The 25,303-nt window shown below is 54.9% G+C and carries 21 protein-coding genes and 1 tRNA gene; 9 read left to right on the plus strand and 13 right to left on the minus strand.

Annotation, left to right across the window (positions count from 1 at the left end; all coding sequences use genetic code 11):
• Positions 1-48 precede the first annotated feature (48 nt).
• The 7 genes from rpsO to AC0L6S_RS13020 all read right to left on the minus strand — a co-directional run bounded on the left by rpsO (position 49) and on the right by AC0L6S_RS13020 (position 6,681).
• Positions 49-318, minus strand: coding sequence for a 30S ribosomal protein S15 (gene rpsO, locus AC0L6S_RS12990; RefSeq protein ID WP_473424410.1), 270 nt, complete (start codon positions 316-318; stop codon positions 49-51).
• Positions 319-410: 92 nt separating this feature from the next.
• On the minus strand, positions 411-1,340 hold the full coding sequence (gene truB, locus AC0L6S_RS12995) for a tRNA pseudouridine(55) synthase TruB (RefSeq protein ID WP_473424411.1): 930 nt from the start codon (positions 1,338-1,340) through the stop codon (positions 411-413).
• Between the two features lie 2 nt (positions 1,341-1,342).
• Positions 1,343-1,741, minus strand: a complete 399-nt coding sequence (gene rbfA / locus AC0L6S_RS13000) for a 30S ribosome-binding factor RbfA (protein ID WP_473424412.1) — start codon at positions 1,739-1,741, stop codon at positions 1,343-1,345.
• Positions 1,742-1,765: 24 nt separating this feature from the next.
• Complete coding sequence (infB, locus tag AC0L6S_RS13005) at positions 1,766-4,480, minus strand: translation initiation factor IF-2 (RefSeq protein ID WP_473424413.1); 2,715 nt, start codon at positions 4,478-4,480, stop codon at positions 1,766-1,768.
• Positions 4,481-4,533: 53 nt separating this feature from the next.
• The gene (gene nusA, locus AC0L6S_RS13010; protein WP_473424414.1) at positions 4,534-6,027 is read right to left on the minus strand and encodes a transcription termination factor NusA; all 1,494 of its coding nucleotides are present in this window, start codon (positions 6,025-6,027) and stop codon (positions 4,534-4,536) included.
• A gap of 28 nt (positions 6,028-6,055) precedes the next feature.
• Entirely contained in the window at positions 6,056-6,511 is a 456-nt protein-coding gene (gene rimP / locus AC0L6S_RS13015; RefSeq protein WP_473424415.1) for a ribosome maturation factor RimP, read from the minus strand.
• Positions 6,512-6,604: 93 nt separating this feature from the next.
• Positions 6,605-6,681, minus strand: a tRNA-Met gene (locus AC0L6S_RS13020).
• A 208-nt stretch (positions 6,682-6,889) separates the two neighbouring features.
• Here AC0L6S_RS13020 and AC0L6S_RS13025 point away from each other — a divergent pair.
• From AC0L6S_RS13025 to AC0L6S_RS13045, 5 genes are all read left to right on the plus strand, one after another.
• On the plus strand, positions 6,890-7,093 hold the full coding sequence (locus AC0L6S_RS13025) for a bacterioferritin-associated ferredoxin (protein WP_473424416.1): 204 nt from the start codon (positions 6,890-6,892) through the stop codon (positions 7,091-7,093).
• Positions 7,094-7,249: 156 nt separating this feature from the next.
• The gene (bfr, locus tag AC0L6S_RS13030) at positions 7,250-7,726 is read left to right on the plus strand and encodes a bacterioferritin (RefSeq protein WP_473424417.1); all 477 of its coding nucleotides are present in this window, start codon (positions 7,250-7,252) and stop codon (positions 7,724-7,726) included.
• A 467-nt stretch (positions 7,727-8,193) separates the two neighbouring features.
• Positions 8,194-9,675, plus strand: a complete 1,482-nt coding sequence (locus tag AC0L6S_RS13035) for a succinylglutamate desuccinylase/aspartoacylase family protein (protein WP_473424418.1) — start codon at positions 8,194-8,196, stop codon at positions 9,673-9,675.
• A 50-nt stretch (positions 9,676-9,725) separates the two neighbouring features.
• Positions 9,726-11,609: a sulfatase-like hydrolase/transferase gene (locus AC0L6S_RS13040; RefSeq protein WP_473424419.1), complete on the plus strand. Its 1,884-nt coding sequence runs from the start codon at positions 9,726-9,728 to the stop codon at positions 11,607-11,609.
• A gap of 25 nt (positions 11,610-11,634) precedes the next feature.
• Positions 11,635-12,213, plus strand: coding sequence for a hypothetical protein (locus AC0L6S_RS13045; protein ID WP_473424420.1), 579 nt, complete (start codon positions 11,635-11,637; stop codon positions 12,211-12,213).
• A gap of 20 nt (positions 12,214-12,233) precedes the next feature.
• On the opposite strand, the gene AC0L6S_RS13050 is transcribed toward AC0L6S_RS13045, so the two are convergent.
• Together AC0L6S_RS13050 and birA are read right to left on the minus strand one after the other, a co-directional pair.
• Positions 12,234-12,995 carry a type III pantothenate kinase gene (locus tag AC0L6S_RS13050; protein WP_473424421.1) on the minus strand — a complete coding sequence of 254 codons (762 nt, stop codon included), beginning with the start codon at positions 12,993-12,995 and terminating at the stop codon, positions 12,234-12,236.
• Positions 12,992-13,972: a bifunctional biotin--[acetyl-CoA-carboxylase] ligase/biotin operon repressor BirA gene (gene birA, locus AC0L6S_RS13055; protein ID WP_473424422.1), complete on the minus strand. Its 981-nt coding sequence runs from the start codon at positions 13,970-13,972 to the stop codon at positions 12,992-12,994. The genes AC0L6S_RS13050 and birA overlap by 4 nt, the downstream gene beginning before the upstream one ends.
• A 152-nt stretch (positions 13,973-14,124) precedes the next feature.
• On the opposite strand from birA, the gene AC0L6S_RS13060 reads away from it, so the two are divergent.
• The 3 genes from AC0L6S_RS13060 (at position 14,125) to AC0L6S_RS13070 (ending at position 15,589) form a co-directional block, all read left to right on the plus strand.
• On the plus strand, positions 14,125-14,514 hold the full coding sequence (locus tag AC0L6S_RS13060) for a MerR family transcriptional regulator (protein WP_473424423.1): 390 nt from the start codon (positions 14,125-14,127) through the stop codon (positions 14,512-14,514).
• A gap of 111 nt (positions 14,515-14,625) precedes the next feature.
• Entirely contained in the window at positions 14,626-14,970 is a 345-nt protein-coding gene (locus AC0L6S_RS13065; RefSeq protein WP_473424424.1) for a hypothetical protein, read from the plus strand.
• A gap of 76 nt (positions 14,971-15,046) precedes the next feature.
• Positions 15,047-15,589 carry a YaeQ family protein gene (locus AC0L6S_RS13070; protein WP_473424425.1) on the plus strand — a complete coding sequence of 181 codons (543 nt, stop codon included), beginning with the start codon at positions 15,047-15,049 and terminating at the stop codon, positions 15,587-15,589.
• Positions 15,590-15,693: 104 nt separating this feature from the next.
• Here AC0L6S_RS13070 and AC0L6S_RS13075 read toward each other — a convergent pair whose 3' ends face one another.
• The 3 genes from AC0L6S_RS13075 to AC0L6S_RS13085 form a co-directional block, all read right to left on the minus strand.
• Entirely contained in the window at positions 15,694-16,059 is a 366-nt protein-coding gene (locus AC0L6S_RS13075; protein WP_473424426.1) for a hypothetical protein, read from the minus strand.
• 8 nt (positions 16,060-16,067) lie between these two features.
• Positions 16,068-21,689, minus strand: a complete 5,622-nt coding sequence (locus AC0L6S_RS13080; RefSeq protein ID WP_473424427.1) for an RHS repeat-associated core domain-containing protein — start codon at positions 21,687-21,689, stop codon at positions 16,068-16,070.
• A gap of 154 nt (positions 21,690-21,843) precedes the next feature.
• A complete protein-coding gene (locus tag AC0L6S_RS13085) occupies positions 21,844-22,527 on the minus strand; it encodes a hypothetical protein (RefSeq protein ID WP_473424428.1) in 684 nt (227 codons plus the stop codon).
• A 520-nt stretch (positions 22,528-23,047) separates the two neighbouring features.
• Between AC0L6S_RS13085 and AC0L6S_RS13090 the strand changes: the two genes are divergently transcribed.
• Positions 23,048-23,974 (plus strand): hypothetical protein, encoded by a 927-nt coding sequence (locus AC0L6S_RS13090; RefSeq protein WP_473424429.1) that lies wholly within the window; start codon positions 23,048-23,050, stop codon positions 23,972-23,974.
• 58 nt (positions 23,975-24,032) lie between these two features.
• Here the strand turns inward: AC0L6S_RS13090 and AC0L6S_RS13095 are convergent, their stop codons facing one another.
• A complete protein-coding gene (locus AC0L6S_RS13095; protein ID WP_473424430.1) occupies positions 24,033-25,268 on the minus strand; it encodes a sterol desaturase family protein in 1,236 nt (411 codons plus the stop codon).
• Positions 25,269-25,303: the final 35 nt, after the last annotated feature.

Raw genomic sequence — 25,303 nt, forward strand, 5'->3', positions numbered from 1 at the left:
CAATATGACACCGGGGCGTTCCCATGAACGCCCCGGAAAGGATGTAGCTTATCTGCGCAGACCGAGTCGTTTGATCAGGCCACTGTAGCGCTGCGTGTCCTTGCGCTTCAGGTAATCCAGCAATTTACGACGCTGGTTCACCATGCGGATAAGACCCCGACGAGAGTGGTGGTCATGCGAGTGCGATTGGAAGTGCCCCTGCAACTGCTCAATGTTTGCGGTCAGCAGTGCTACCTGTACTTCCGGGGAACCTGTATCGCCTTCGCCCAACTGATACTCTTTAACGATTTCCGCTTTCTTCTCTACTGATAAAGCCATTTTTTCTTCCTCTTGATTAATCTGCCTCAGGCGGCGCACCGCCCTTCATTAATAATTGAGCCTGTCCATGCAGATTTATAGACAGGTTCACGTCACCTCCCGGTGACAATCAGTCGACGCGGCGCCACGCGCCCGTCGTCCAACATCTCTCCTACACCTAAAAACTCACCACTGTGCAATGCGACGCGCACGATACCACCGCGGGGTGCATTTGGCACCATAACGGGTTGACCCTGACGCATGTAGAAACCACCGGATTCGCTCAGGCTGACCAGAGGCAAAGCTCCGAGCGCGGCATCTGGGGGCATCAACAACTCATCGATCACTGCGAAGTCGCCACTCTCCCTGAGCGTCTCCAGCGCACTCAATGTGACGCTGTCCTCGATGCCAAACGGCCCTGCCTGAGTCCGGCGCAGCGCACTAACAAACGCGCCACAACCCAGCACCCGGCCAAGATCTTCAGCAAGAGAGCGCACATAGGTGCCTTTACTGCACTCCATGTAGATATCCATTTCGGGCTTTTCACCCCCGCGGAATGCGCGCAACTGCAGCGTCTTGATAACCACCTGACGCGGCTTGCGCTCCACCTCCTGCCCCTTGCGTGCCAGCTTGTAAAGCGGCTGGCCACCCTGCTTGATGGCGGAAAACATCGAGGGTATCTGCTCGATCTCTCCCTCGAACTGCCGCAGGGCCGCAACTACATCGCTTTCACTGATGTCGCTCGCGTCACAAACCTCCAGAACCTGCCCTTCAGCATCGCTGGTATCAGTGGTTGTACCCAGCACGAAGGTGCTCTGGTAAGCCTTATCGGCATCCAGCAGGTATTGAGAAAACTTGGTGGCCTCACCCAGACACAGGGGCAAAACGCCGGTGGCCAAAGGGTCGAGGCTACCGGTGTGGCCGGCCTTGGCCGCGTTATACAGATGCTTTACGCTCTGCAGTGCCCGGTTGGAGGTCACCCCCATAGGCTTGTCCAGTATCAGGATGCCATCGACCGCGCGGCCCTTCCGACGTCTGGCCACCGCTAGTGCTCCGACCCGTCATCATCACGCAAACCCAGCTCGCGATCGGCACTGGCGGCGCGTTTGATCAGGTCTTCCAGATCGCGTCCACGCCCAATGCTGGAATCGAAGTAAAACCGCAGCTGCGGCACACTGCGCATGCTACTGTCCCGGGACAGTTGACTACGTAAAAAGCCCGCCGCCTTGTTCAGGACCTCAACCGGTTCACTGGCCTCCTCACTGGAGTCGCTACCCATGACGGTGCAATAGACTCTGGCATGACCGAGGTCGCGACTCACGTCCACGCCGGTGATACTGACCATACCGACCCGCGGATCTCGCACTTCATGCTGGATCAGGGCCGCCAGTTCACGCTGCAGGTAATCCGCTACGCGCTGGGTTCTGGCATACTCTTTTGCCATCGATTCTGCTCGTTAGGGCGCCGCTTACAGGGAGCGGGCGATCTCCTTGACTTCGTACACCTCGATAAGGTCGCCGACGTTAACATCAGTGTAGTTCTTCACACCGATTCCGCACTCCGTCCCATTGCGCACTTCATTCGCGTCATCCTTGAATCGACGCAACGATTCCAGTTCACCCTCGTAGATCACTACACTGTCACGCAGCACCCGGATAGGCTTGGAACGATAAACCGTTCCCTCGATCACCATACAGCCTGCGATCTGGCCAAACTTCGGCGAGCTGAAAACGTCGCGAACCTCTGCAATACCCACAATCTCCTCGCGCAGTTCCGGCGCAAGCATACCTGTGAGCGCCGCCTTCACGTCGTCTATCAGATCGTAGATCACGTTGTAGTAGCGCAGATCGACACCTTCGGATTCCACCAGCTTGCGCGCCGCATTGTCGGTTCGCACATTGAAACCAAACACCACGGCACCTGAGGTCACCGCCAGATTGATATCCGTCTCGGTGATGCCACCGACGCCGCCGGTGACAATATTCACCTGCACTTCGTCGTTGCCTATCTCCAGCAACGCCGACTGAATGGCCTCGAGTGATCCGCGCACATCGGCTTTGACCACAACGTTGAGGGTCTTTCTGTCACCGGCTGTCATGCTCTCGAACATATTGTCCAGCTTGGCGGCCTGCTGGCGCTGCATCTTCATGTCGCGTGTCTTTTCCTGTCGGAAGTCGGCCACTTCGCGAGCGCGCTTCTCACTTTCTACCACGGCGAAGAGATCGCCGGCAGCAGGCGTGGCATCGAGACCGAGGATTTCCACCGGTATGCTGGGACCCGCCTCATCGATAGGCTTGCCATTTTCATCCAACATGGCGCGCACACGACCAAACTGCAGGCCGGCCAGTACGATATCGCCCTTACGCAAAGTACCGCTTTGAATCAACAGTGAGGCCACAGGACCGCGCCCCTTGTCCAGGCGGGATTCGATAACAATACCCTGAGCAGGTACATCCCTTGCTGCCGTCAGCTCCAGTAGTTCAGCCTGCAACAACACCGCATCAAGAAGTTCATTGATGCCTTCACCAGTCTGTGCAGATACGTTGACAAACTGCGTATCGCCGCCCCAGTCCTCTGGAATAACCTCTTTGGTGGCAAGCTCACTCTTGACCCGCTCAGGATCCGCACCCTCTTTGTCCATCTTGTTAACTGCGACAATAATGGGAACTTCAGCAGCCTTGGCGTGTTTAACGGCTTCTTCGGTCTGCGGCATCACGCCATCATCCGCGGCCACTACCAGTATCACGATATCGGTACTTTTCGCGCCACGCGCCCGCATCGCGGTAAACGCCGCGTGCCCCGGCGTGTCCAGAAACGAGATCATGCCGTGCTCAGTTTCTACATGATAGGCGCCGATATGCTGGGTGATCCCCCCGGCCTCGCCCGAAGCCACCTGGCTTTTACGAATGTAATCGAGCAGCGATGTCTTACCATGGTCAACATGTCCCATGACAGTAACCACCGGCGCTCGGGATTCCTGTTTGCCCTCATGTTGGGACAGGGTCTCCTCCAGCCGCTCTTCCAGAGCATCCTCGCTCAGGTGCTTGACAACGTGACCGAACTCTTCGACTACCAATGTCGCGGTATCGCGATCAATCATCTGGTTAATGGTCGCCATTACGCCGAGCTTCATCAGCTCTTTGATCACAGCACCGGATTTGACCGACATCTGCTGGGCAAGGTCGGACACAGATATCATGTCCAGGATTCCGATTTCACGGACTTTTTGCTCTGTTGGCATCTCAAACCCGTGTTTAGAGTGTTCTGCGTGGGCGGATTTCACTTTCTTGCGCCCACCCCTGCGGCGACCAACGCCGGCTTCTGAATCCAAATCCGCCAGTGACAGATTGTGATTGCGCTGCTTGCCACGTCCGGCGGGCGCATTGCGAGCCAGCCTACTGCGCGGCTTGCGGTTGTCGTCATCGCCACCGCGCGGCGAAGAGGGAACCTCGTGCAGACGTTTGGGACGTTTGGTGGCCTCTTTTGCCTTCTCCTGGCTTTTGGCCAATGCCTCAGCCTTCGCTTTCTCCCGCTCCTCTTCCTCGGCGGCTTTGCGCGCCGCAGCTGCCGCTTCTCGCGCCGCTGCTTCATCGGCCTCTTTCAGCTTGCGACGCGCAGCAGCGCGCTGTCGCAAAACCTCAGGATCGACATTGGCTGGATCTTCCTCTACTGCTGCATCCAGCTCTGTTACAACGGCAACGAGTTTTTCCCGTTCGGTCTCAGCCGCCGTTTTTTCATCCTCAGCCTCGGCAGGTTCTTCAGCTGCTTCCTCTGCTACCACCGGCTCCGGCTCACGCTCGGGCTCTTGCACCACAGCAGGCTCTGGTGCCGGTTGCTGATCTTCCGTTTCCTCCAGAGGGGCTTCTGGCTCCTCTGGCTGCTCCGCATCACGTTTTACGTAAGTACGCTTCTTACGCACCTCCACATTGACTGTTTTCCTGCCCTGCGATGCAGTCGTGCGCAACGTGGTCACTGTTTTGCGCTTCAAGGTTATTCGCTTGGGAGCGTCAGTGGATTCACCGTGACTTCTCTTCAGGAATTGGAGCAATGTTTGCTTATCCTCATCAGAAACAGCTTCATCTGCGTCTGTGTGAGGCAATCCCGCTTCTTTCATCTGCGTCAGCAGACGTTCAGAGGACGCACCAACCACTTCCGCAAGCTGCTCTACTGTCACCTGACCCATTCAATAATCTCCTTCGTACCCTGTCATAGTGTGATTAGCTTTACCGTGCCAGATTACTCTTCAGCTTCGGCAAACCAGGGTGCTCTCGCAGTCATAATCAATTCGCCGGCGCGCTCTTCCGTCATGTCCGGAATATCCATAAGGTCGTCCACACCCTGTTCGGCGAGGTCTTCCATAGTAACGACCCCGCGGCTGGCCAGAAGATAGGCCAGATGCCTGTCCATACCGTCCATCATCAACAGGTCTTCCGCCGGTTCGCGCGCGCCCAGTTGCTCCTCTGAGGCAATGGCCATCGTGAGCAGGGCGTCTTTGGCACGCGCTCGCAACTCTTCGGCAATGTCCTCATCGAAACCCTCTATCGCGGTCATTTCTTCCAGCGGGACGTAGGCCACCTCTTCCAGAGTGGTAAAGCCCTCTTCAACCAGAATTTCAGCAACTTCTTCATCTATATCGAGACGGTCGACAAAGACCTGAATCACCTGACCGGCTTCCGCCTCGTGCTTCTCGGCAGCATCCTCAAGGCTCATCACATTGATGGTCCACTCAGTGAGCTGTGCCGCCAGGCGGACATTCTGGCCCGAACGACCAATCGCCTGAGCCAGGTTATCCTGAGATACCGCAACATCCATTGTGCCGCGATCCTCATCCACCACGATAGACTCAACTTCCGCCGGCGCCATCGCGTTGATAACCAACTGAGCCGGATTGTCGTCCCACAGCACAATGTCCACGCGCTCGTTGTCGAGTTCGTTGGAAACAGCCTGTACTCGAGAACCGCGCATACCGACACAGGCACCGACCGGATCAATTCGCTGGTCGTTGGTTTTCACCGCGATCTTGGCACGTGAACCGGGATCCCGCGCTGCAGCGCGAATCTGTATCACCTCTTCGGCGATCTCCGGCACTTCAATTTTAAACAGTTCTATCAACATCTCTGTACAGGATCGGCTCAGGATGAGCTGCGGACCGCGGGCTTCGGTGCTGATTTCCTTCAAAATAGCGCGTACACGATCGTTAACGCGGAAAGTTTCGCGGCCAACCAGTTGATCGCGCGGTAACAAGCCCTCTGCGTTGTTGCCCAGATCAACGATAACGTTGTCGCGTGTTACTTTTTTGACAGTGCCGGCTACCAGTTCGCCAACCCTGTCCAGATACTGTTCTACAACCTGCGCACGCTCGGCATCGCGGACTCTCTGCACGATAACCTGCTTCGCGGTCTGGGCGGCAATGCGGCCGAAGCCCACATTCTCTACCTGCTCTTCAAAGATATCGCCGGGCTTCAGGTTTGCATCTTTCTCAATGGCCTCTTCTGTAGTGAACTGAGTACCCAACAGCGCCATTTCGTCATCCGGCACAACCAGCCAGCGACGCACGGTGACATAATCCCCGGTCTTGCGATCAATGGTGACCTGAATATCAGCCTCTTCGTCGTAGCGTTTTTTTGTCGCTGTTGCCAATGCCAATTCAATGGCTTCGAAGATAATGTCTTCAGACACGCCCTTCTCATTGGAGACAACCTCAGCCACCAACAGAATTTCTTTTGTCATCTTTGCCTCACCAGTTCTCTTTTCTCGTTCAGACGCGGGGTTGCAGACGCGCCTTTTCAATGGCGCCATGAGGCAGCAGATACTCGTGATCATCGACCTGTATCACGACATCCTCGCCTTCAATACCCTTCAGAATACCCTTGAACTTGCGCCGCCCTTCAAATGCGCTGCGCAAGCGCAATTCCACCACTTCGCCTACATAGGAGGCATACTGCCCCAACGCAAACAACAATCGATCCACGCCTGGAGAAGACACCTCCAGAGCGTACTCCCCGGCTACCGGCTCCTCGACATCGAGGACACCACCCACCTGGGCGCTGACAGCCGCACAATCATCAACGGTGATTCCGTCAGGACTGTCTATATAGACGCGAACCACGCTGTGCTTGCCCTGTGCGACGTATTCCACGCCCCAGAGTTCAAAACCCAGCGCAGCCACCGTAGGCTGCAACATGTCCGCAATTTGCTGATCTTTGCTCGCCACGGGCGTTCTGTTTTCTCCGTATACGAAAAAGCCCCTAAAAAGGGGCTTTTCATCTTCACACTGTCATGTATACATGGAGCCGACAGTGCCAATTGGTAGCGGGGGCCGGATTTGAACCGACGACCTTCGGGTTATGAGCCCGACGAGCTACCAGGCTGCTCCACCCCGCATCAAAAACGTACTCGACTGTGGACGCCCCTCGGCACGCCACTTGAACTCCCTCCGCTTCTGGAGCTCAATTTCGAGGCTGTGCATTATAGGGAGGCCCACTATCGGGGTCAACTGCCGATCACCTAAAAATGTGCATCGCCATTGTTGACAATCATTCTCATTATTATTACGCTGAGCGCTCAACAAATATCGAGACCGGTTAGCGCCATGTACGTCTGCCTCTGTAAAGGAATAACCGATACACAGATCCGCGCCGCCATTCAGGACGGTGCCAATTCATTCAGGGAAGTACGCAATACCCTGGGGGTCGGCAGTCAATGCGGTAAGTGCGGTATTCTCACCCGCGAAATCCTGCGTGAAGCATTGCCCGATGAGGCCCAGGAACAAGCGCTGTTTTACGCCCTCAGCTGAGTCCACACTATTCACCCGCCGCGACTGCGGCACCAATACGATTGCGAATCTCTCGCACTATCATTAATAATTAGCCTTATATATCAACCACTTACGGTTGACCAGCAAAGTTGATCGGCGTCATACTATGGCCTCTGGCAGCATAGGAGGTGACCCATGAAAGGCGACGCAAAAGTCATTCAATATCTCAACAAGGTACTGGGAAATGAACTGATCGCTATCAATCAGTATTTCCTGCATTCACGCATGTACAAAGACTGGGGGCTCAAGGAACTGGCCGAGCATGAATATGCCGAGTCGATTGATGAGATGAAGCATGCCGACAAACTGACAGAGCGCATATTGTTTCTGGAGGGGCTCCCAAACTTGCAGGACCTGGGCAAGCTGTTAGTGGGCGAAAACACACAGGAAATGCTCAAGTGTGACCTCAAGCTGGAACTGCAGGCCATTCCCGACTTACGCGAGGCGATTGCGTATTGTGAGTCGGTGCAGGATTACATATCTCGGGAGCTTTTTGAGGAGATACTCGAATCCGAAGAGGAGCATGTCGACTGGCTGGAGACCCAGTTGAGCCTGATAGACAAGGTAGGTATCCAGAACTACCTGCAAAGCGCGATGGAGTCCCCCTCCTGACGATTGCGGAAGCACCTGCTGGTCATCAGTTATTGATCGCACTCGGCCTGCCTTCAGTAGAGAGCAGGGGGCTTTTACCCAGGTAATTATCGACACCTGGGGACGCCGATTCGTTGCTGTGACCGTGCGCTCCCGGCCCCCATGTCTGCTTCAAAATCTGTTGCGCTAGTCGCGCCCCCTGCCCGGGACAAAAAACTTGCATCAACCCCGGGCCATCAAGCATAGTGCCCCCTTAGAAAAGGTAAAAAACTAGGGCGCTACCGACATCATCCAGCGTTTCCATAGGGCAAACCTCGACAGAGTGCAGGGCGTGTCAATGAGGGGAATCGACAGCTAAATATCTTTGCCACGCCTTGTCCGGCGTTTAGTCATTTTCCAACTCAATGGTTCAATCAATGCGGCAACACCAATCACCCCGCCCCTGTCTCTGTCTGTTGTGGCTGCTCTCTTTTCTGGTACTCATGCCAATGGCGAGTGCCAACACGGAGCAGAAGGCAAAGACAACCGCTGCGCAGCAGGCGCAGAGCGAGCCCGCCCGCATCGAACAACTCACCAGCGAGCCCCCACCTGAGGCCGCACTAGATTCCTCGAAGGTCGCAAAGGCAACTGCAGCCGGCGAACCTGAAGTGCCGACAGCCGAAGCCGGGGTGACCGCAGATCCCGAGGTCACAGCAGAAGAAGCCGGTGCAGAGGCACTGCAGCCAATTACCGTTCCTGCACTGCAGCGAATACCGGCGCCGGGAGCGGCAACCGCGAACTCTACATCCGCAGCGACAGATACGACCCTCAAGGAATACAAGACAAAGGAAAAAGACAAAGCGAAAAACAAGCCTGCCAAAACCAGGCCAATGCTGAATATCCTCGGCACACAAGTGGCACCGGGTGAGTCGCACCGCCTGCTATGGGTGGCTGGAGAGACATCCTATGGCAGCAAACTGGAGACCCCGGTATACGTAATCCGGGGCAAACATTCCGGCCCGACACTATGCCTGACAGCAGCCATTCATGGGGACGAGTTGAACGGGGTTGAGATTATACGAAGACTGGTTAGCGACCTCTCGCCCAACAAGCTCTATGGTACGGTGATTGGCGTTCCAATCGTAAACCTGCTTGGCTTTACACGGGGTACCCGCTACTTACCGGACAGACGCGATCTCAACAGATACTTTCCCGGCAACCCCAATGGTAGTTCTGCCTCGCGCATTGCATTCTCTTTCTTTGAGGACATCGTTCGCCATTGCGATCTGCTGATTGATCTCCACACCGGTTCTCTCACCCGGACCAACATGCCGCAGGTTAGAGCGAACCTGCAGATACCCGAGGTGCTGGAATTCACAACAAAATTTGGTTCAACAGCCGTGCTGCACAGCCGTAAGCTGCGAGGCAACCTGCGCAGCGCCGCAACCAATTACGGCATTCCTGCGGTGGCACTTGAACTGGGTGAACCCGGTAGCTTACAACCAGAACATGTCGATCAAGGCGTAGAGATAATAGAGAATGTCCTCAGTGGGCTGGACATGACCCGACGACTGTGGACTGTGGGCGGCTCCCAGCCGGTTTTCTACAGCTCCCGCTGGGTGAGGGTCAATACTGGCGGGCTGCTGATTTCTGACGTTGAGGTGGGTGAGCGTATATGGGAAGGTGACGTGCTGGGCTCCATGGTGAATCCGATAACGAACGAATCTGTTGATGTCATTTCACCCTATTCTGGCCGCGTGTTGGGTATGGCGCTAAACCAGTTTATGTTGCCCGGCTATGCGGCATTCAACATCGGCATTGTTGCGGATAAAAAAGAAGCGGCCGACGACCCCCAGGCTATCGATTGCATAACTACAGACGCGGCTGCAGGCCAGCTTGCTGACGATCTGAGTTGCGACCCCGGCGAAGACGAACAACTCGAGCAGGAAGCAATCGAACTTGGCGTCTATGAAGACGAAGAAGGCCCCTGATACTCCAGCTGTATAAGCGCAGCTGCACATACATAATAAGGATTGTCTGCATGCGCACTCTTATTCTCGTCATTTTGCCTGTGCTTCTTGCGCTCAGTGCCTGTACCACCACTCCCGAACATCTTCCCGTGCAGGCTCCGAACAACACGACACCGCCTAACATTCTGCTGATAGCACTGGACGATCTTGGGTACAACGACCTGGGAGCCAACGGCAATCCCGATACACCCACCCCCAATCTGGACGCACTGGCGGCGGAAGGCATTCGGTATACCCGCCACTACGCTGATGCGACTTGCTCAGTCGCCCGAGCGGCCCTGATGACCGGTACCTTTCCGGCATCCCATGGTCTGCGCCCGAACCATCTAGGGCTGTCCGCCGGCACACCAACCATCGCCACCATGCTGCAAGCACAGGGCTATCGGACACAGCACATCGGCAAATGGCATATCGTGAGTGCGACGCCGGAACAATCTCCCAGCCACTATGGCTTCGATGACTGGTACGGCTTCTTACACAACAACGAACTCAGCGGGCCCTCAGAAGATGGCATTCGCTACTGGAAACCGACCTACAAAGACCCGTGGTTGCGCGATAACCAATCACCACTGCAGCAGAAGCCGGGACACTTGACGGACATCCTGACAGAGCGGGCAGTAGCTTTTCTGGATCAACAGAAGGGGCAGCGCCAACCCTGGTTTTTGAATCTGTGGTACTACGCACCTCACGCACCCATTGAACCGGATAATCGCTTTGCCACGCAGCACCCCGATACTGACGAGGGAAAATACCATGCACTGATAGACCAACTGGATTTCAGTATCGGACGGGTTATGGATGCGCTGGAAAAAAGCGGAGAGGCGGACAACACGCTGGTCATTGTCGTCAGTGACAACGGCGGTACCAACAAGGAAACCGACAACAACCACCCGTTTAGCGGCGAAAAAGCCACGCTCACAGAAGGCGGCCTGCGCACCCCGCTTTTCATGCGCTGGCCCGCGCATATCGCGCCCAACGTCGTATCCGATGAACTCGTCAGTATTCTGGATATTTTCCCCACCATCGCCCAGGCCACTGCCGCGACACCGCCGGATGACCTGGTCGGCAGAAGCCTGCTGGACCCCGATCGCGACGCACCGCCCGAGCTGTACTGGGAGTACTCCAATTCCGAGGCGCACCAGTATTCAGTTCTCACATCCGATGGCCGCTGGAGGCTTCTTTCCTTTTACGGTATGCGCGGGCTGACCGACCTCAATGTAGACCCCTCAGGCAAAACCAATGTGATAGAGCGCTATCCCGAAGTTGCTATAGAGCTGACCGACAACTATTTGCAATGGCGCAAAGCGATGCGCAACGTCTCCGTTGAGTATGAAATGCGCAATAGTAGCGGCGGTGCGATTTTAACGGGCAACGATATGCAGCGCAGCCCCGGTTACAGCGGCTTCACACTGGCCATTGGCGTAACACCGTCGGCCGACGACAGCGGCGCCCCTGAAGTGATTGCTGAGCAAGCGGGACGCTGGCGACTAGAGTCTTCCAGTGCTGCAGGCTTGCGACTGGAAATTCTTGGACGGGTGCTCACAGCCCCGGCTTTACCTGCCGGCCAATGCAGCGAGGTGGTGGTAAGCAGCCAGTTCAATATTTCACCCGTCAACGCCAACGGCAACAAGGCTCATATTGATCTCTATATCAACGGCGCAAGGGTAGCGAACGCCAGCTGGAAGAACCCGGCGCTGGTGACAACGGGCTTTGAGCAGCCTACCTATATCGGTATAAACCCCGCTGGCGATGAGCTGTTTCGCGGACAGCTCAGCAGGCCGATCATTCTCAATGAGCGGGTTGTGCTGGATGAAAATGGCGGCGAAATCGGCAATGGCATTTCCGGCGTCCCTTCGACATGCCCTGCCCCGGGGACCGTGGCCTCAATGAATTAATGCTGAAACGCTTTAGAGTATCGTTATGACTATTCGACATTTACAGACAATTGCCGCTCGAACCCGACAGCTGGCCCTGTGGGTGGTACTTTCACTCTCGATAAGTGCCGCGGCGACGTTTCCTGCCGTGGGCGCCAGCGTACCCATTTCCGCCGGACTCGCTACCGGCATTGCTGCTGATATGTTCCCGGTGTCCTTGAAATTACAGACTGGAAACCTTTTCCTGACACACCCGAGCGTGGTGTTTCTAGAACAGGGCCGCGTAGCCATACGCGTCCAACTGCAAGCCTTTGACCACCGTCCTGCTGAGAGTATTGCAATCAGCGAGACGGGCCAGGCAACGGTCTCCGGTATACCGGGCTACGACGCGGCGACGAGAAAGATTCTACTAAATGACCCGAGGATCGACGCGGTGACGTTCGACCGCAATAATGAGGCGACAAGTAGCTTCCTTCGCCAGATAGATACCGCCTGGTCCGCGCAGGTGACCAACCCAATACGCGCGGAGATACCACCCCACCCTTACCTGTTGCCATTCAGAAACAATATCAAGAATCTTACTTACGATGGCAACAACCTGATTATTACCCTGAGCTACCCATAACGAAGAGCCCAGCCGCTACCTCACGGCGCGGAACCCTCTTCCCGACGGCTTGCCGCCATTGCGGCAAGCCCCTCAAATACCAGATCGGGTGCCCACTGGCTGCTGCGCTGCACCAGCTTCATCAATGTGTCTCCCGCACCACCGCTGAAAAACAAGGTCATCGACTCGCCGCCTGCCTGCTGCAGCGCCAACTCAACGGCACCCGCCTGCGCCAGCGCGATACCGTGGCGCACTGCCGCTGCGGTAGATTTGCCCGGCTCTAGCGCATAACCGACCTTCTCTTCAAACCGGACGCGGTCAGTATCCAATAACAACGCCCGTTCCATCAGTGCCGGGCCGGGAATGATGTACCCCCCCTCATGCAGTCCATGTGCACTGACGATGTCGATAGTCAGGGCCGAGCCGGCATCGACCACGCAGAGCCTGCCTTGCTCCCGTTGGCGGGCACCCAGCATCGCCAACCAGCGATCAACACCCATGCGGGAGGGGTCAGCATAGCTGTTGCGCAGGCTTCCCGTCTGCGCCTGCGTCCGCGCAAACCACGGCGCTATACCCCACTTCGCAGTCAACAATGCCGTCAACCTCTCTTCCGTCGCGCTCGCTGCCACACTGGCCACCCAGATATGATCCACCGCCTCGGCGCAATTGAGTAACAGCGCCTCCGATGCAATATCGTCGGGCCGGTAGTTGCCTCGCTCCATAATCTGATCACCACACAGGAGTCGCCACTTCGCACTGCTGTTACCAACATCCAGTTGCAGGCAGTTAACTGAACCACTCATTGTGCGGCCCGCAGGGAGATTTCTCCACCGTAGACGGTTTGCACACCCGTGGTGGTTTCAAGGCGCAGCGCACCACGCTCATCAACACCTCGCGCGACGCCCGCCAGCTGACCTGATCCGGTATGCAATACCACCGAGGTGCCGGCAAAGGCATCCAACGCCAGCCACTCATCGCGCCACTGGGAAAAGCCGTGTTGCTCAAAATCAGCCGCCAGCGGCAGTAGTTCGTTGAGCAGCGCAGCCATCAGGCGATTCCGTGTCGGGGGGGGGTGCGCGCAGATTGAGCTGATATCCGTCCAGGCCTGGTCGATGGCGCCTGCTGCGGAGCGCGGCATAGCAACATTGAGGCCGATACCAATTACTACCCGGCAACTGCCAGCCGCATCGCCACTCATCTCCAGCAGGATGCCACCGAGTTTGGCCCCGTCGTACAGTACATCGTTCGGCCATTTGAGCTGCACAGCAGGAACCTCGCATGCCCGCAGGGCTCGCGCCACAGCAACGCCCACTGCCAAGCTCAAGCCCTCCAGCGCCGCTGCACCCTGATTGAATTCCCATAACAATGACAAGTAGAGATTACCGGCATAGGGACTGACCCACTGCCGACCGCGGCGACCACGGCCTGCCGTCTGCTGTTCCGCGCTGCACACCAGCCCCGATGAACCGCTGTGCTCCACCCAGCGAGTGACCTCAGTATTCGTGGAGTCGACACTGTCGACAATATCCAGCCGGGTCAGCAGAGCGCGTGATCGCTCGGCCAGCGCCATTCTCACCACATCGGCATCGAGCAGATCCAAGCCGCCTGAAATCCGGTAACCTCTTCCTTTGACAGATTCAATCTCGATGCCGGACTCTGCGGCAAGCCGATTGACCTGCTTCCACACAGCCGTTCGACTTACTCCGATAACATCAGCCAGCTCCTGACCAGAGTGGAACTCGCCATCTGCCAGCAGTGGCAACAGCGTGGTATTTGACATGAATAGCAGCACTCTGGTCCATCGATAGAATCGCGATGATAGCAAAATTGAGCGCCGAGTTAGACACATCTGGAGAGTTATACTTACGTTTGCGTCAACGTAAATATCCTCTACACTGCTAATCGCATGCCCGACTACCAGGTTCCAGTACAATGGTCGATAAAACCTATACGATCTCCGAGCTCTCGCAGGAATTCGGCGTCACCACCCGCACCATTCGCTTTTACGAGGAAAAGGGCCTGATCCAGCCCCGGCGCGACGGGCAAAAGCGACTGTATTCCGCAGCTGACCGTGTCCGTATAAAACTCATTCTGCGCGGCAAACGCATCGGCATGACACTGCAGGAGAGTGTGGATGTGATCGATATGTATGATCCCTCCCACAACAACACACAACAGCTGAATGCCCTGATAGAAAAAATCGCCCTGAGACGCGATGCGCTGGAACAACAAAAGCAGGACATCGACGACATGCTTGCCGGGCTCGATGAGGTACAGGCACTGTGCGAAAAGGCATTGGGCAAGCGCCGCAGTAATATGTGATCGCACAAGCGATCGTCCAGTTGCCGCCGCAAACCAATTTCCGCTACTCTTGACGGAGACACTCATCCATCACAACGCGGCAGCACCGCATAGAATCAGACTGAGAGAAAAATGGCACACGGCCCAGGTTCAATGTTACGCAAGACCGCCGCCACCCTTATGTGTCTATCGGGAACTGCGCAGTTTGCAGCACTATGGTTGCGGCAATTAACGGGAACCGCACTTATCGATGGGCTGTGGGGTACGGTGTATGTGATTATCGGCATCGGCCTGTTTGGGCATTCACGCTTTTCCCTCGTTTTGGGCATAGTTATACCCGTCACGGCATCCTGTGTACTGATCTACCACTTACCTCATCCCGAACTGGCATATACCTTGCGAATCGCGGTAGACGCCGTCGTCGCGCTGGTGTGTGCCGTGGTATTGTGGGAATCACGCCACCACCCGAGCGTGTGACCCCCGGCATCGAAGACAAAACGTCCGACATCAAGCCAAAAAACCTTCACAATGAATCTTAGGATGCATCAGCACCATGGCGCTAAAGCCCACTATATATAAAGCACAGATCGAACTAGCCGACAGTGATCGCAATATATTTGAATCACTCTCCCTAACACTCGCCAGACACCCCTCGGAAACACTTGAGCGAATGACGGCTCGCCTCTTGGCCTACTGCCTAAACAGCACTCGCGGCCTCGAGTTTACCAAGGGCATCTCGACATCGGATGAACCCGATCTATGGATTCACAGCGACCACGGTGACATTGATCACTGGATTGAAGTGGGCCAACCGGAACACGCGCGCCTGCGAAAGGCCTGCGGGCGGGCCCGTCAGGTCAGTATCTACGCGTTCGGCAAAAGTGCCTCTACCTGGTGGAAGTTACAGGGCGATGAGATAGGCGCGCTACCGCACCTGGCTGTCTGGCACTTTGATTGGGCCGAGATAGAGGCCGCTACTGATTTGATGGATCGCACTGTACAGCTCAATGTCAGTATTGTGGGTGGCACGCTCTACTTGGACAATGGCGAGAACAACATCAGCGTCGAGACAAATCTGTTGTGCCAGAACGATTGAATACTTTATTCCGGCTACTGCGGAGATATTCTCATGGTCACGAACTAAGGTAGTACCCCCATATGATGATGCGAGAATACGGAGTAAAAGTGATCGATATACCGCTATTTGAGCATTCGCCAGCAAAAGGGAAAGCACAGCACGGCTGTCACTAACACGCCCGCTGGTGTATAGGCTGTATCAATACTGTCCAATATATTCAGACCAAATACAATCAAAGTAACGTGCAAAATGATAAAGAGCGCCACCGAACAGGCCACTGATGCCACTGCAGAATAAAGAAATAGAGTTCCACCGCTAAGAACTTCTCTCTTTCTCCTTGCATGCAAATAGATGATACCTAGCATTGCACCACAAAATAGTGCACTAAGAGCTAAACTTCGCAATTCCAAAATTGGATTGGCCACCATCACCATGATTGCAAACGCAAGCACCAATACCACTAACAATGTTTTTATACGGATATTCATTAGTAAAGCTATTTCCCGTAGGTTACGCTGGTAACTGTCGACGTGCCTAACGTTCCCGAAATACTGGCATCGTAACCGATATCTATCAGCCCATGATCAATAGCTGTAGCACCCCCCATACCGATAGCATATGCTCCATAGCCAGGTCCAAATGGAATCGTAAATCCAATCTGACCTGCCCTATAGTGGCCGCTGAATACTTGTGGATTGATAGAGTCCAGGGAATCCTGAAAAGTTATTTGACTATGAGTACCACCAAGGTTGGCACCATAACCGATACTAGGTCCCACGGCCGTAACGGTAACAGTAGCTCGCTTACCATCCACAACTTCCGATGTCAGCTTATATGTCGTAACTGTCGCACCAACTGGGCCTGTAGCGGACAAGGTGGTCGCGGTACCCCTCCATTTTATTAGGCCTGTAGGATCAACTGCTCCAATCGGGTTTCCGCCTACGTATGCGTACAGGTTTGGTCCGTCGACTAGTCCCGCCGGATCTTCACTTATAAAACGCCCTACCTCAGCATCGTAGTAGCGAGCGCGCATGTAGTAGAGATTATCGTCTTCGGTGAAGATGCCCACTTGCCCCGCGTACTTGAAGGGCTGAGTGATGTTTTGTTCCTCAGCCAAAATTTTCCCGTAGGGGGAATATGCGTACTTGTTTACTACTTCATTGCTGGCATTGGTCAGCGCCACGGTGTGCCCCGTACCGTCAAAGTGGTATACATAGTAAGTTCCGCCGGCAGCCATGGCTGTCAGCCCTGCGCCATAGATATAGTAGCGGGTGTACTGGCCGGAGGAATTGGCTTGGGCGAGCAGGTTGCCTGCTGCGTCATAGATGTACTGAAATTCCCTTCCATCGCGAATAGCCTTGAGGCGATTTCCTACGCCATCGTATACAAAGCTGTCATCACCTCGCTGCACAAGCCTATGCGCATCATCAAAAGTGTAGTCTACGGTATCTTTACCGGCAAGCTGCCCCTCGTTGTCGTAGGTATAGCGACTGCGCACTGTATCCAGTGTTGCCGTGAGCTGACCTTCCGAGTCATAAGTATAGGAATGCGTGGATGTTTTGTTCAGCCGATTGCGTTGCAAGTTGTAGCTAAAACTGGTGTCCTTCGGAGCCTGCTCCCCGACAATTAGCGGCCCTGGAGAAACCGTCTCGCGCAGTCTGTTACCGTTAGCATCCAGTACGAAACTGTACTCTACCAGGCTAGTGGCACCGTCATGCGTGATTCCGGTTAACCTGTTGGCGTCATCCCAGGTGTAATCAGTCTCCATTGCGTTGAAATGCTCTACGCGATCCACCCGGCTTGCATGGTCGTAGATATATCGCATAGTGGGCCTCCCCGCTAGCCAGTCAATGCTTACTGTGCTGAGGCGATTGAGGTTATCGTATGTATACGATAACCGCTTATTACCTGGCGGATAGATCAAGGCGGTCAGATTGCCTGCTGCATCATACCTATAGCCCACCGTGTGTCCGTTGCCATCGGTATGACTGGTAAGACGACCAGCAGCGTCGTATGTGTTAGTTGTTGAACCTGTAGAGTCAATCATCTCCACCAGATTATCGCGGGAGTCATAGTTAAAATTGACCGATGACTGCGGAGTCTGGATAACGTCCAACTTTCCCGAGTCCGTATATGAGAAGTTTGTAATTCGATTCAGGCGGTCCGTCTTCTTCTGGAGTTTTCCCGCTGCCGTGTATTCGCGACTACCTACCCTTCCCCGAGAGTCTTTCCTGCTCGTGACTAACCCACGCTGATCATAAGTAAACCTCGTTATCGCACCTTCCTGATCAGTGAACATCTCGAGATCACCGCGCATACTATAATTCCACTTCACCTGGGGATGACTGCCTGTTGTGGCGCTTTTGGGGTAGCCATAACTATCGTAGCTGTTGCGCGTTTGCGTGGAGCGAGGGTCAATTACCAGATCAACAAGACCGCTGGAAAGGTAGGCAGTTTGAACCGTGTTGCCCAACTCATCGGATTGACTGATGAGATGATGCTTGGCGTCATAGTCAAACTCCGTTTCGTGGCCCAACGGGTCTGTTGTCGCAACCAGATGGTGCCCCGCGTCATAAGTGTGAATTACCTTATTACCACGAGCATCTTTCTCTTCCACCAGATTATTGTATGCATCGTAAACTGCGGTATTCAGGTTGCCCAGAGGGTCGACATTCTGCACTGCATGCCCCTGACCGTCATACACGACGCGCGCGATATGCCCCAACGCATCCTCCACGGCGACGCGGCGGCCCTCCAGATCGAAATGATAGGTAGTGCGGCCTCCCTCAGGCCCCTCCTCCGCCGAAAAAACCCCGCCATAATGCATCTTGTATGTGACCAGCCCAACATCCCGGGGAGCCTTCTGCTCCACCACTCTATCGAAGTCGTTGTATGTGTTATCAACAATCTGCACACCAACGGGGTTAACAACAGTTAGCATACGCTGCAAGCTATCGTAACCATAGGTCCAATGGCTGCCCTCCAGGCCATTTACTTCGACCAGGTTGCCATTATCCTGATTGTAACTCGCAGAGCGTCCGGTTGAGTCGTGTGCCTCAACGAGACTGCCATTGTGGTACTCAAGGAATAGGGATCTTGAATAGGCATCTTTCACCTGCACAAGTTTGCCTGCTGAGTTGTACACAAATCTCATCGCCATGCCGTCTGCATCCGTGATGGATTCGATTCGATCATCGGCATTGAAATTCCAAACGGTATCAAACCGCTCCTGAAGCGTGTAGGTTTCTCCTGTCTGCACCAGCTCAGCCGTCTCACCGGCGGGGGGAATAAACCTCCCGTCAGGCATTTCCTGAAACGTCATTGCACTGGGGCCCATTTGGACCGTAACAGACTTGTTCAGCAACTGATCCATGCCCCAGTTTGCAACGAGCGCCGCAACGCCCCACTGCCTGGGTGCAGGAGAATCTGCCTGCAACAAGCGCCGCGCTATCTCGTTGGTGACCATCATCGGGATGGCATCGAATAGTGTACGAGTACCCAGCCCCGCCTCTATATCGCTGTGCCGGGAGATGAAGATGTTGTAGTTGTGCGTCCAGCCCCGCCCGAGGCCAGCGAGATCCTCAGATGCCATCTGGCTGTTATAGCTACGGGTAAACTGAAAGCCCCGCGTGCCAACCCCTTCGACCCCAAAGTCGGTAAGGCTCGAAACGAACGCACCTGTCCCAAGATCTACCGGATCTCCAGCTGGGGTTATCGGCACATTCTCTCGGAGCACTAGCTCGGGTAGGTATTCCTGCATGACGGCCTGAGTAGAAGCAGTACCTGGAGTAGAGCCTTTACCGCCGTTCAGGCCACCGCCAATAATCATCCCCATGAACTGTTCTACCTCATCCTCTCGATAGTCGACATAACCGTGCCCTGACCATTCCTGCACAGCTATCGATCCGTTCTCTGGCAGCACCAGTGTGTGGTCTGCGTCAGTAAGCATCCGGAACTTATCCAACATCTCACTAGAGTAGTTCCGCAACTGGGGATAGATGCTGTCGTAGTTGCTACCGGTGGCGACAAACAACCGGTCACCCAGGCTGTTTGTCCGTGCAATCAATCGAATAGTAGACACAGCAGGATTGCTCAAGCTACCACCCTCAAAAGTCCCCTGCAGCTGATCAAGCACGCTGTGCTCCATCGCGCTGGCGACAAAAACCTGCGCTTTGAAAGCACCGGGTTTGGGTGCCGCCACGCGGTCGACAACGGACACCAGCTGCGCGGCCATATCGACAAAATATCCCTCTTCCTGACCCGCAATCCCAAACCGGTGATGGCGAATGCTGCGCTTACCCGCAAGCGTATGCAGTAAATCTGAATTAAGCTGCGTCTGCTGCATCCAGGTCTGTCCTATCACATTGAGTGTCTCGCTCAGTCGCTCAGGCGCATCGAGTGCGGTACCGTCCACACTCATTCGATTCAGGAGGCGCTGGCGCTCGCCCAGTAGCGTGGAGTGTTTGTCTCCACCAAACGCGGATACAATCACATACGCTCCCGTTCTCTTCACGTCAAAGTCTCGGGATTGGTCAGCGAAGGTGCTGTTATTGGCTGCGTAGGGATGATCAACCACCAGTCTCAGAATATTCCTGTCACCGCTTGCCACAACCTCTTCCACTTCCAGTTCATCGTCAATATACAGACGGGCGACACGCTCGGCTTCAACGACCCCCGTCAATGCGAAGCTCTCATTACCTATGGAACCTCCCTGGTGAAAGTAGCTCAATGATAGCTGGGCATTTTTGCGCCCTGCAGACTGACCCACGCCCGTAAATTTTACGAGTACTGAGAAGGGCTCACCATCACCTATCGCTTGTGAGCCTCCGCCTGAGGTGAACTCGAACGCCGCAGCATCCGGCCCCGAGAGGGTGGCCATCACCTCAACCTCCACTCCCGTTCCATTGGTACCCGACCAGACCAACGTGGGCCCCTCCGCGCCGGCTAACAGTGACCCAAAATCCGCTGCACCTTCCGGAGGTGCAGGGAAGGATACATTGGTATCTTCGAAGCTTAGACTCACCTTACGCCCCGCTATATCCGGTATATTGCGCGTAATATTGATGCCACCCTGCGTCAGTTGCAGGGTGTGAATATAGTTCGCGGGGATAGCTTCCCAGGATATCGGCGTGCCAGACACTGGCAGTGCAAGTCCATCGGGCAAGCTCGTACTATCGTACGGAACAATGCGATAACCACCCAGCACCTCTTCCACTCGATCATTGGGATGCTTCAACTTCAGGTAATTCTGGAGATCCGTGGCGCGGTCGGTCAGATATGCTGACAGGCCAGCCGGGTCCATAGCCTTGATAGATACGGCTGTATTGATACCACCGGAAGCAGCAAGCAAGCCTCCCTCGGAGTAGTTCATTGCGCTGGCCAGATTAATAGCACTGTATTGGGTTGAGGGCTTGAACGCCGGATCGAGAAGCACCGTTCGCTGGCCTATTGTCGCTTCCACCCAGACGCGGTTGAAGCGTAAGGAGGAGCCCGAGAGAGATACGGGCACACCACCCTGAGCGAATGTATTGGCAACTATCTCGGGATCAGCATCGGTACCCAGCCAGTCAGCCACCAACTGTATATCATCGGCTCCCAATGCAGACATTGTGCCGAACTGAAACCGGGCCGGAATGTCTGCCGCTCGCAGTAACTCTACCAACAAAGCCGCCTGATCAAAATCATTCCCACTGCGTTCATGTAGCGTGAGGTAGGGACCTTTCAGCAGGCCAAAATAGGGCACGTATTCAAAATGATTACGCACATAGCGGAATATTCGCAAAGGATCATTTTCCAGTGCCTCAGCCAGCGCCGAATAGTTTCCGGGCAATGCAAAGGCAGCCTTGGTGACGGGAGCACGGCTATCCCATTCACCCTCACCTCTGCCCAGCACTTGCAACGATTCCTCTGGTGAGACCCTCTCAGCAGCGGGCACAACCCATCCTGGCAGCGCCGCACTACCGACAGATGGCGAATCTTGTGAGGACCTGTGCAACACCTCAGGGGAGACCGTTGTAAATATCGCGCTGCGCGCATACCCTGGTACCGCCATTAACAGCACGGCACTCATAGCGGCCAGTAAGAACTTGCGAAAATCCATTTCGACTATTCGGAGCATAATCCATTTCTCCATGTCTATAAGCGGCCCCAATCCAGGGGCTTCTCTTACCATGCGCAACCCAATCATGTGGTGTTGCGCCCGGACATCCAGATGCGCTTTCTGCACTAAATCGATGTCTGATTTACCCAGTTATTTCTATCGCTGTAGCGGCTTATTCGAAGTACAAACGCCGGAGAATCACCAGGTCACCAACATCGAGATTGCCATCCATATTGACATCACCATGACCGGACTCGGCCTGTTCCTGTGTGGCCTGTGCCTGTCCGAAGATGATCCGTTTCAGGACAACTACATCACCGAGATCCAGATCGTTATCGCTATCCAGGTCTCCATGAAAATGATTGATGTCCGAACCCTGCAGGTACTCTTCAATGTTGGTGATCCCGTCGTTGTCGATATCGCCCAAAGCTCCCATGACGCCGCCGGCGTCCAGCGCGTCAAGGCCAGCGGCAATCTCAACCGCGTCCGGAATCCCGTCGTTATCATCATCGACATCAGCAAAGTTCGGAGTGTCATCGCCATCACTATCAGGGCTATCAAGGCCAGCCATCCACTCGATATTCGATACCGCATCATAGTGATACCGGAAAGACGCGGCCGCAGTATTACTCTCTGATCGCATAAGCCTGTTCAGGTCGTCGTAATGATATTCAATTGTTTCCGGTGAAGTGCCTTGAGTAGTCGAACTGAAGAGACTGGAGGACAACAACAGGACAGCAGATGTTACCGTTAGGCGCAGCGAATGGCTGTGAATGTGTGTCGTCTTGCGCCGGCACAGCCTACCGGCTCCGGTGGTTTTTCCTGCTGGCGAACTGCCGGAATATTTCGTGTCCATCACACACTCCTGTAAGTTCCTTCTCATGGCTCCAGGTAACCGCACGTGCCACCAGCTACCCCCGATCTCATTCATCCTTGAATTGCTCGTCGACCCCTCCTCGCCCAAATCCGAATTTTCCATCGCACCGCTACGTAGGCGAGTGGTTGTAACGACGGCAAAGGCTGCGAATAAAACTAGCCGTTGGTTTCAGTACCGACAAGCTATCGCTTGAATTTGGTGTATCAGGCACACATAAGGCATCCATCTCTCCTCTCGTTAGCCGCCACCCTCACTGCAAACCAGAGGCGCTGACTTTGGATGAACAATTGCACACCGCATGCAAAAGCTATGACAGGAACCGGGCGGTGTTGAACGAAATTGCCCGAATAGATGGCTATCGTACTGGTAGAACGCGAACTAGACTTTAAGAAACCGCCCCAGAGCCGGGTCGCTTATCAACGCAGCAGCGCGTCACAGAAGGCACACCACCGGGGCATGCTGTCACAACAAAATCAGTACAAACAGGGAGAAGAAACCGATGAATCATCATGGCATCATGTACACCATCGGCATACTGGTTGCCGTATTTGCGCTCACCGCCTGCCAGAGTGACGTCACGCTCTCGAAGGCCGTTCGAAGGGGTGACACAGTGGTCGTTTCTCTGGGGAATGCTGACCCAAACGGCGAGCACTCCAACATTACGACCACGCTTGTTCGCGAAGCTGACATTTCCGCCTCGGTTCGCGATAGCAATTCAGTCACTCACCCCGTAAAAGTTCGCCACGTGTTCCGCGTCTACGGTGATCCAACCGCTGTCGATGCACGAGCACGTGCGAAGGCGCAATGGATGGCCGTGATAGATCTGGTGAATCCAACGGGGTCCGGGAAGCCACTTCTGGCGCTCGGTGCCGCCTCGCTGATTCTGCAGTCAGCTTCATTCATAGAACCCCACACTGTGCGCACTGAGGTCATCAGCGGCGTGGGCTCGACGAGCGACTTCATATCACAGAATGATCCCGGTGGCCTCGGTGTGGACAAAATGCGGTTCGCAAAGCCTGCAAAGCAGGCCATGATCGAGGTGGCCGGTACGCTTCCCCAGAATACCAAACTGGCAGGTGCCGAATTCAGATTCAGTATTCCTGACGTCCATAGCACGGATATTTTCCTGAACCGCCTGGAGCCGGCCGCACCTGCAAAGCAGCCTTCCGAAGAGCACGTTCATCTCGAATTTAGCCGACAGGAGCGAGAGGCGCCGTCGGGTACGGACGTTGTCGTGGCGTTGACATCGACCGCCGGCGTCGATCAGGCAGGTCTTCCCGCCTTCAATTTTGTAATGCTCAGTGACTTCGGCACAATTGGCGACAACCCGACATACTGGCAACAGCATTTCAGCAGTGCTGCATTTTACGATACAGAAGGCCAGGAAATTCCGAGTTTGACACACGTGATCAGTGAAAACCGCTAGCGCTGCCCAGCGCCTGAAGCGACCATAGCAACATTACAAGATACAGTGCCGGGCTGGCTTAGAGAGCGGGCACCGCATTATCGGGTTCAGGCGGACGCGCTATTCGCGTCAGGAACCACACATTCAGCAGGCCATAAATCCCCGCCCAGAATAGCAAAGTGGGGCTGAAGGTCGCATGCCACAACAAAAGTATTAACGTGATGCTTCCGAGGCGCAACACCTCCCACTTCAGCAAACTACCGGCAGACGTGCCTTCCAACCAGAAAGCTGTCACGACTGTGGTTGCCAACAATACCCCCCAACCAACGGTGCCCTGCCAATAGAAGAATTCCGTGGCCTGCATGTAGCTCAACAACAGCACCGCAGCAACCAATTGGAAAAAAGCATATGCTCCAATCGTCACCGGTACTGCTGGGTCATAGCGCTCGAAAGTATTCAGATCGTTTTTTTCTCGCGGATACTGTGCGGCTACATCAGCAGGGCGCCATCCTGTACGTGACACCCATACACGCAATTTGTCTCGCCACTCTTTCGTGCGCCAACTGTCCTGTGCCATATCGACATACACATGCGTCAATGCCTTGATCGGACTCCAGCTCTTGAGCGGACCACGGATACCGAATACAACAGGTTCATCATCAAGTTCTTCCTGGAATGTGCCGAAAAGACGATCCCAAATAATAAAGAGGCCGCCGTAATTACGATCCAGATAGCAATCATTCTGCGCATGGTGTACGCGGTGATTAGACGGCGTCACAAAAAACCATTCAAACCAGCCGAGCTTCGGCACATGTTCCGTGTGCACCCAAAATTGGTAGATCAGGTTGAGCGAGCCAACGGTCACCACCACTTCCGCTGGAATGCCGAATAGGTACATCGGAATATAAAAAAGCCAGCTCAGCAGGAAGCCGGTGCTTGTCTGGCGCAACGCAGTGGTCAGGTTATAGTCCTCACTCTGGTGGTGGGCCACATGCGCCGCCCACAAAATGGTGCGCTCATGCCCCATGCGGTGCAGCCAGTAATAGCAGAAATCATACAACACCATTGCCAGCACCCAGGTAAACCAGTAGCTGGCGTCCATCAACGGCAGGGAGAAGTACTCCGTAATTAGGTAGTAAACATAGCCACCAACACCCAGGGTGACAAAACGACGCGCCTGACTGAGCACACCGAGCGACAGGCTACTGACGCTGTCATTGAGGCGGTAGGTGTTGCGCTGTGTCAGCCAGCCATAGACCAGCTCCACCACAATGGCGAGCACAAAAAACGGAACTGCATAAACCACTAGATTCATAGCACAACCCGGAGAAAACTCGCTGCCCTTACGCG

The sequence above is a fragment of the Halioglobus sp. D3-4 genome, assembly GCF_055809315.1.